8 protein-coding genes are annotated in these 6,000 nt (G+C 41.9%); 5 read left to right on the plus strand and 3 right to left on the minus strand.

Annotated features, from left to right (window positions below; translation table 11 throughout):
- Positions 1-51: 51 nt before the first annotated feature.
- The 3 genes from rpmG to FTU37_RS10200 form a co-directional block, all read right to left on the minus strand.
- Positions 52-207, minus strand: a complete 156-nt coding sequence (gene rpmG / locus FTU37_RS10190) for a 50S ribosomal protein L33 (protein WP_001205031.1) — start codon at positions 205-207, stop codon at positions 52-54.
- A gap of 12 nt (positions 208-219) precedes the next feature.
- Positions 220-456: a 50S ribosomal protein L28 gene (rpmB, locus tag FTU37_RS10195; RefSeq protein ID WP_000048256.1), complete on the minus strand. Its 237-nt coding sequence runs from the start codon at positions 454-456 to the stop codon at positions 220-222.
- Between the two features lie 162 nt (positions 457-618).
- Positions 619-2,067, minus strand: a complete 1,449-nt coding sequence (locus tag FTU37_RS10200; RefSeq protein WP_078189691.1) for a coniferyl aldehyde dehydrogenase — start codon at positions 2,065-2,067, stop codon at positions 619-621.
- A 116-nt stretch (positions 2,068-2,183) separates the two neighbouring features.
- On the opposite strand from FTU37_RS10200, the gene FTU37_RS10205 reads away from it, so the two are divergent.
- The 5 genes from FTU37_RS10205 (at position 2,184) to FTU37_RS10225 (ending at position 5,864) form a co-directional block, all read left to right on the plus strand.
- Positions 2,184-2,885 (plus strand): TetR/AcrR family transcriptional regulator, encoded by a 702-nt coding sequence (locus FTU37_RS10205; RefSeq protein ID WP_168377888.1) that lies wholly within the window; start codon positions 2,184-2,186, stop codon positions 2,883-2,885.
- 79 nt (positions 2,886-2,964) lie between these two features.
- A complete protein-coding gene (purU, locus tag FTU37_RS10210; protein WP_078192727.1) occupies positions 2,965-3,831 on the plus strand; it encodes a formyltetrahydrofolate deformylase in 867 nt (288 codons plus the stop codon).
- Between the two features lie 210 nt (positions 3,832-4,041).
- Positions 4,042-4,806: a TonB family protein gene (locus tag FTU37_RS10215; protein WP_168377887.1), complete on the plus strand. Its 765-nt coding sequence runs from the start codon at positions 4,042-4,044 to the stop codon at positions 4,804-4,806.
- A gap of 30 nt (positions 4,807-4,836) precedes the next feature.
- Complete coding sequence (locus FTU37_RS10220; protein WP_168377886.1) at positions 4,837-5,460, plus strand: MotA/TolQ/ExbB proton channel family protein; 624 nt, start codon at positions 4,837-4,839, stop codon at positions 5,458-5,460.
- Positions 5,460-5,864, plus strand: a complete 405-nt coding sequence (locus FTU37_RS10225) for a biopolymer transporter ExbD (protein WP_078189686.1) — start codon at positions 5,460-5,462, stop codon at positions 5,862-5,864. Before FTU37_RS10220 ends, FTU37_RS10225 begins: the two co-directional genes overlap by 1 nt.
- The last annotated feature ends 136 nt before the right edge of the window (positions 5,865-6,000 follow it).

The raw sequence follows: 6,000 nt of genomic DNA on the forward strand, positions 1-6,000 counted from the left end.
AAAATGCAAAAAAAACGACCTAAGTAGGTCGTTTTTTTCAAAAAACTAAAATTATTTGATTTTAGCTTCTTTGAAAATTACGTGTTGACGGATTTTTGGATCAAATTTTTTGATTTCCATTTTTTCCGGCATAGTACGTTTGTTCTTAGTGGTAGTGTAGAAATAACCTGTACCAGCAGAAGAAACTAGGCGAATTTTATCACGCATGTTCGTAGCTCCTTAGATCTTTTGACCTTGAGCACGTAGGTCAGCAACAACCTTTTCGATGCCCAATTTGTCGATAATACGCATACCTTTAGTAGTTAGACGAAGACGTACGAAACGTTTTTCGCTTTCTAACCAAAAACGGTGGTGATGCAGGTTCGGCTCGAACCGGCGTTTAGTTTTGTTGTTGGCGTGTGAGACGTTGTTACCAACGACTGGACGCTTGCCGGTAACTTGGCAAACCTTAGACATGGTGTAACTCCATTGATTTAGCCAACAGCAAATCTGTATGGCCAGTCAAAAAAAACATTGAATTCATTCAAGGGGCGTTTTATATCAAAAATGCGCTTAAAAGACAAGCGATTTTGCATAAAACGAACGATCACCTAGTGTGATCGTTCATGCCTTGATCGTTTATCGAAGAAGTGTCTTCGAAATCAGTTTGTGGATCGGCTTATTGAACGGTGGAAGAATGAATTTCAAACTATAGAGTTTTGGATTCGACATCACCGAGCGTTCATGCGACAAACTGAAGAAACCTTCTGGACCATGATATTTACCCATACCCGAAGCCCCCACACCGCCAAACGGCAGGTCATCTTGAGCAACATGGGTTAATACCGTGTTTTGTCCGAAATGTCCTGAATGGGTACGTGTTGCGACATAGTCGGCACGTGCCTGATCAAAGTCGAAATAGTATAAAGCAAGTGGACGAGGACGGCTATTAATAAAAGCAATAACCTCGTCAATTTGATCATATTCCATGATCGGAAGGATCGGACCGAAGATTTCATGCTGCATAATTTGCATGTCTGGAGTAACGCCCGTTAAAACAGTAGGTGCAATTTTACGTACAGCATCCACATCTTCATTTTGTGGGTTAAAACTGATGATTTGTGCGCCTTGATCACGTGCATCTTCTAAATAACCTTGTAGGCGGTTGTACTGCTTGTCATTAATAATCGAGGTGTAGTCCTGATTATGGGCAATACTTGGGTACATGGCTTCAACGCACACTTTATAGTGATCTAAAAATTCAGCCGTTTTACCACGAGGTAAGAACACATAGTCAGGTGCAACACAAGTTTGACCTGCATTCCAAAGTTTACCAACAGCAAGACGCTGTGCGACATCTGCTAGGTCAATAGACGGATGAACCAATACAGGTGACTTTCCGCCTAATTCTAAAATCACCGGAACTAAATTTTCAGACGCTGCCGCCATGACGGTTTTACCGACATTGGTCGAGCCAGTAAAAATCATTTTGTCGAAGGCAAGGTGACTAAACGCATCTGAAATTGGGCCACCACCGTTGACGACTGCGACCAATTCTTGAGGAAATGCTTCTGCGAGAGCTTTTTCTAGCACATCACCGAATGCCGCAGAGGCACTCGAGATTTTGATCATGGCATGGTTGCCCGCAGCCAAAGCACAAATCAGTGGGCCTATAGAAAGAAGCAGTGGGTAGTTCCATGGCGTAATAATGCCGACGACACCAAGCGGTTGATATTGCACCCATGCTTTTGCAGGTTGATGAATAATTCCGACATGGCGTTTGGATGGTTTCATCCAGTCTGTCAAATGCTTGCTATAATATTTGATGTGTTCAAGACATGTGAGCAACTCACCAATCTTGGTTTCACCGATAGAACGGTTACCATAGTCTTGATTAATTGCATCAGCAAATTGATCTTGATACTTAACTAAGATACGCTTAAGCCGAGCCAAACGGTCAATACGTTCCTTCGCTGTAGGCAATGGGTAACGTAAATACGCTTGTTTCTGCTGTTCCAACATATTGTTGAGATGCTGGTGATCAAAAGAATGTGGTGTCATTGAAGTTGTTTTTGTCTGACTATTCATGTCGCACGACCATATCCAAATTAGCGATTAATTAATTTTTAGAGCAAATACTCTAAATAGTCAAGTTACTTTATGTGTTAGTGTTCTAATGCTTTGAAATAAATGGTTGTTTTAGGATGTCTCACACCAAAACCTTAAAAACGAAAGAACGTATTTTGCAGCTGAGTTTGCAGTTGTTTAATGAGCGTAGCGAGCGTTCAGTGACAACCAATCATATTGCTGCTGAACTGGGAATGAGCCCAGGTAACTTGTATTACCATTTCCGAAATAAAAGTGAAATTATTAAGGAATTAATGGAGCAATATCAGCATGAAACGCTAGAAATGTTAGCGCTTCCTGATGATCGTCAGCTTGATGCCAATGATAAAATTCGCTATTTCCAAGTGTTAAGTAGCCAATTATGGGCTTATCGCTTTTTACATCGTGATGTTTATCACTTGGTCGAAAATAATGAAGATTTCCGCAAAATGTATCCACGTTTTGCCGGTCAAGTCATGCAACAAGGGCAGAAAATTTATCGTGCCTTTGTTGACGCAGGCTTAATGCAGATGACCGATTCTGAAATTGAGGCCTTAACCATTAACTTGTGGATCGTGCTGACCAACTGGACCAACTTCCTTTATATGTCTGGCCATATTACTGACTCAAACACTTTGGAAGAAAAGTGGGTGTGGCAAGCACTACGACAAATGGTGTTCTTAGAAGGTGCATATCTACGTGGTGAAAGCCGTGAAACCTATGAGCGATTGCTCGAAACTTTAGGGCCGTCGGACTTATTTGCAAGTCTTTCAAACGCAAAGCATCAGGTTACTGAATAAGACTATTTAGTCTGGCTTTAAAAAGCGTTAGAATACTCGGCTCTTTTTTCAATTTAACTGATTAGTGATATAAACCAACATGAATATGTCGACCGCTAACACAGCACGCTTACTCATTACCTGTGAAGATAAACCGGGGATTGTGCAAGCTGTATCGAGCTTTTTGTATCATCAGGGAGCAAATATTACCGCACTTGATCAATACGCGACTGAAGCTCAAGGGGGGCGATACTTCATGCGTGTTGAGTTCGAATTGGACAATTTACAAAGCCGTAAAGAAAGTCTAACTCAAACATTTGCGAGCAATGTTGCTGAGCGTTACAACATGCACTGGCGTTTAGCTTTAGTCAGTGATGTGAAGAAAGTCGGTATCTTGGTGTCTAAAGTTGACCATGCATTGCTTGAACTGTTGTGGCGTCATGCACGTGGTGGTTTGCCATGTGAAATCACCAAAGTCGTGTCTAACCACGATGCTTTACGTGAATCTGTAGAAAATTTCGGTATTCCGTTTGAAGTTGTTCCTGTGAACAAAGAAAATAAACGTGAAGCTTATGAGCAAATTGATCAATTGATGCAAGGCAATGATTTATTGGTTCTTGCTCGTTATATGCAAATTTTAGACGAAGAATTTGTTCAAAAATGGGAAATGAAAGTGATCAACATTCACCATTCATTCCTCCCAGCTTTTGTTGGTGCGAACCCATATAAACAAGCGCATGAAAAAGGTGTGAAGTTGATTGGTGCGACAGCACACTATGTGACTGCGGATCTTGACCAAGGGCCGATTATTGAGCAAGACGTAGAGCGTGTAAGCCACGACTTTACCGTTGAACAATTGCGTGAGTTAGGTCAGGACGTAGAGCGTAATGTACTCGCACGTGCAGTCAAATGGCATCTTGAAGATCGTATTATTGTCGATGGTAATAAAACTGTTGTATTTCAATAAAACGAGATGATTTTTTGAATAAAAGGGCATACTTTAGGTATGCCTTTTTTATATTATGATTAAAAAAAGTCATTAAAACTGACGAATTAATAGTTGCAAATGAAAACACTTCTCATTTATTATTGCCGTACTTTAATTGTGCTAACCGATGAGCATGATTGTATTTTTGACAAAATAAATGCAATCGCTTCTTCAAGGTAACTGAGTTTAATGAGTCAATCTCCCGCTCCAATGATGCAATCACCTAACCCGATGAAAAAGAAAATCATTACTGCGCTTCTCGCTGTTGTGATAGGGCATGTGGGCGTATTGTGGGCGGTCAGCAATATGAAAGCACCAGAACTGAAACCGATCGAAAAAGATCCGATTAAAGTTCGCTTTGTGAAGATTGTTGAGGAGAAAAAACCAGAACCTCCGAAGCCAAAACCAGAACCGAAGAAAGAGCCACCAAAGCCAAAAGAAGTTAAAATTGTAGATAAGCCTTTACCACCTCCACCGAAGAAAGTGGAAAAAGTGGAACAGGTGAAAAAGAAAGATGCGCCGAAACCAACTGTTGAAGCGGTCAAAAACGTACCACCAACACCTGTTGTTTCAACTGTGGTTTCTGAAACGAAAGTCGTTCGTGTTGAACCAACACCACCGGCACCTGTTGCACCACCACCTGCGCCTCCAGCACCACCTGCGCCACCGACACCTAAAACAGTCAGCATCGGTAATGGTGTCAGTTGGATTAAGAAACCGAATGTTCAATTTGAAGATGGTGAATTAAAAGCGTCGTGTACAGTTGAAGTTGCGATTGCTGCAAGTGCTGAAGGTAAAATCGAATCAGCATCGATTAAAAACTCGACTTGTGGCGCTGCTGTGAACCGTAAAGTGACTGCAGCAGTGAAACGTGCGCGTTTATCCAAATATATTGATAATGGTGTGGCAACTCCGACGCGAGTTGATCAACCATTTAACTTTAAACTTAATTAAGATTCCGGCTAACCCATTAGGAGTTCGAATATGAACTTTTCAGTTTATTGGCAACATGCAGATGCAGTCAGCAAAACACTGTATTTCGTGTTACTTGCAATGTCGATTGCGACTTGGACGATCTTCGTTCTTCGTATTATGGGCACACGTCAGCTCAAGCAAGTGGCATATAACCACCTTGCAGATGCACTAAGCAAACTGAAAGCGAAATTTGCTCCTTTGGCTTTTGAACAACGTAAGGCTGTGGCTGAACAAGCATTACTACGTCAAATTTCGGTAGAAAAAGCTAATGCTGAAAAAGGCGTATCTGTATTGGGTACGATTGCTTCAATTGCACCGTTCGTAGGTTTGTTCGGTACAGTGTGGGGTATTTTCCATGCCCTTGTAGCAGTGGGTAAAAGCGGTCAAGCGGGTTTAGCGCAAGTGGCAACTCCAGTCGGTGAAGCTTTGATCATGACCGGTCTTGGTTTGGCTGTGGCGATTCCTGCGGTATTGGCTTATAACATCTGTGTTCGTTTTAACCGTACACTGTCGAATGAATTGCAAGATCAAGCACATGGTTTATTGATTGACACCATGTTGCAGCAAGATTCTGCTGCGAAGAAAGAAGACGTGAAAACTGCGCAGCAAAGTTTAGCTGGAGGTCAAGCTTAATGGCTTTTCAATTGGGTGAAGACAACGATGCTGGCATGAATGAGATGAACCTCATTCCGCTCATCGATATTATGTTGGTATTGATGATCATCTTCTTGGTGACTGCGACTGTTGCCAACCCATCAATTCCATTAACCTTGCCACAAACGACTGCAGAAGTGATTGATCTGCCGCCTGAAAGCGTAACTATCAGCATTAACTCAGCGGGTGATATCGCTTGGAATGGTGATATTGTCACGCTCGAAGATTTAGAAAGTCGTCTAAATACAGCTGGTCAGCAAGAACGTAAGCCTGCATTGGTCTTAAAAGCTGATAAAGAATCACGTTATGACACAGTTGCGCAAGTGATGTCGCGTGCGAGTGGAGCCGGACTCAGCGATATCGCCTTTGCCAGTGATAACTAAGCACTGAGCAATGTCTTGTCCTGAAATAGATTGACAGTATTCCACTTCAAACCGAGTTAAGCAATTAGCTCGGTTTTAGTTTGCTCATACGTCTGATTCGGGGTGTTCATATTTAAACTTAAATGTGGTCTATAGC

The organism is Acinetobacter sp. YH12097, from assembly GCF_013419225.1.
In the GTDB taxonomy this organism is placed as follows: domain Bacteria; phylum Pseudomonadota; class Gammaproteobacteria; order Pseudomonadales; family Moraxellaceae; genus Acinetobacter; species Acinetobacter amyesii.